Source organism: Vibrio sp. Vb1755, assembly GCF_033338635.1.
Lineage (GTDB): Bacteria > Pseudomonadota > Gammaproteobacteria > Enterobacterales > Vibrionaceae > Vibrio > Vibrio alginolyticus.
This window is the reverse complement of record NZ_JAWOTA010000155.1, coordinates 1-1,385: the sequence shown is the minus strand read 5'-3', so window position 1 is coordinate 1,385 and position 1,385 is coordinate 1. Positions and strand designations below refer to the sequence as shown.

Below are 1,385 nucleotides of genomic sequence, written 5' to 3'. Positions count from 1 at the left end.
TATTCGTTATCGTACTTATCGCAGCTCTGGGCCGTTTAGGTGTTCAAACTGCATCGGTTGTTGCTGTAATCGGTGCGGCAGGTCTTGCTGTTGGTCTTGCTCTACAAGGTTCTCTATCAAACTTTGCGGCAGGCGTACTGATTGTTGCATTCCGTCCATTTAAATCTGGCGACTATGTAGAGATTGGCGGCGTAGCGGGTAGTGTTGAAGCAATTCAAATCTTCCAAACAGTTCTAAAAACACCAGACAACAAAATGGTTGTTGTACCTAACTCGTCTGTTATTGGTGGTGCAATCACGAACTACTCTCGTCATGCAACGCGACGCGTAGATTTGGTTATCGGTGTTTCATACAAAGCCGATCTTAAGCTAACGAAGAAAGTGATTCGCGAAACGCTAGAAAAAGATCCTCGTATCTTGAAAGATCCTGATATGACTATCGGTGTTCTAACACTAGCTGATTCTTCAGTTAACTTCGTAGTGCGCCCTTGGGTTAAAACTGCGGATTACTGGGGTGTGTACTTCGATTCAATGCAAGGCATTAAAGAAGCATTGGACGAGAACGGTATCGAAATTCCATTCCCACAAATGGATGTTCATTTGAACCGTGTCGAATCTTAATTCGAACGACAGATAATCTAAAAAGCGAGGCACTAGCCTCGCTTTTTTTATATTTCAAACAGAGGGTTATTACCTATCTGTAAGAGTGGTTTTAAATGAATGCCTGCAATACCGAAGGTACGCTCTGGTAGCCCTGGTGTATAAAGCAACTCTTCGTGATGATAGAGCTTGGTATCCACCACGATCGCAACCTCTGGTGGTAAACCTATCGGGCAAACAGCACCGGGTAGGCAGCCAAGTAATTCCTGCATGAGTTCATCACTGCCAATAGAAGGTCGCTTGCCAAATATTGAGTTAATCGTTTTGGCATCAAGGCGAGAGTCTTTATCGGTAATGAACACCATACCCGCCACCTTTGAGTGTTAAAAACAAGCTTTTGCTATGTGTGCCTTGCCAGCCGAGTTCTTTCGCGACTTTAAGGTCGGTGTCGAAGTCGAGAATGGCTTCATGTCGCCATTCTCGAAATGGAATCGAGAGCGAATGCAATCGCTCTTTGTTGATGCGATAGATGTTTTCCAGTGACTCCATGTCATTCATATCCTTAGGTTTGGGTTACCAGTATTTAGTGATGAGCTCGCTCGCGAGTACATAAGCAATGGTGAACATCATCAGTGCAACGGCGATATCGATGCCTTTTTTCACTTTCGGTTTAGATAGCGTAGGCCCGAGTTTTGCGGCGCCCATCGACAAGGTATAGAACCAAACAAATGACGCCATAATAGTGCCTAACGCGAAAGCGATTCGATCATGGCCTTCAAATTGTCC

General features: G+C 44.8%; 2 protein-coding genes and 1 pseudogene. 1 reads left to right on the top strand and 2 read right to left on the bottom strand.

Annotation, left to right across the window (positions count from 1 at the left end; all coding sequences use genetic code 11):
• Positions 1 to 620: mechanosensitive ion channel domain-containing protein (locus R7E00_RS23475; protein WP_318124633.1), on the top strand; the 620-nt coding region annotated here is incomplete at its 5' end.
• Between the two features lie 47 nt (positions 621 to 667).
• On the opposite strand, the pseudogene R7E00_RS23470 reads toward R7E00_RS23475, so the two are convergent.
• Positions 668 to 1,148: pseudogene (locus tag R7E00_RS23470) on the bottom strand (YbaK/EbsC family protein).
• A gap of 24 nt (positions 1,149 to 1,172) precedes the next feature.
• Positions 1,173 to 1,385: LysE family transporter (locus R7E00_RS23465; RefSeq protein ID WP_318124632.1), on the bottom strand; the 213-nt coding region annotated here is incomplete at its 5' end.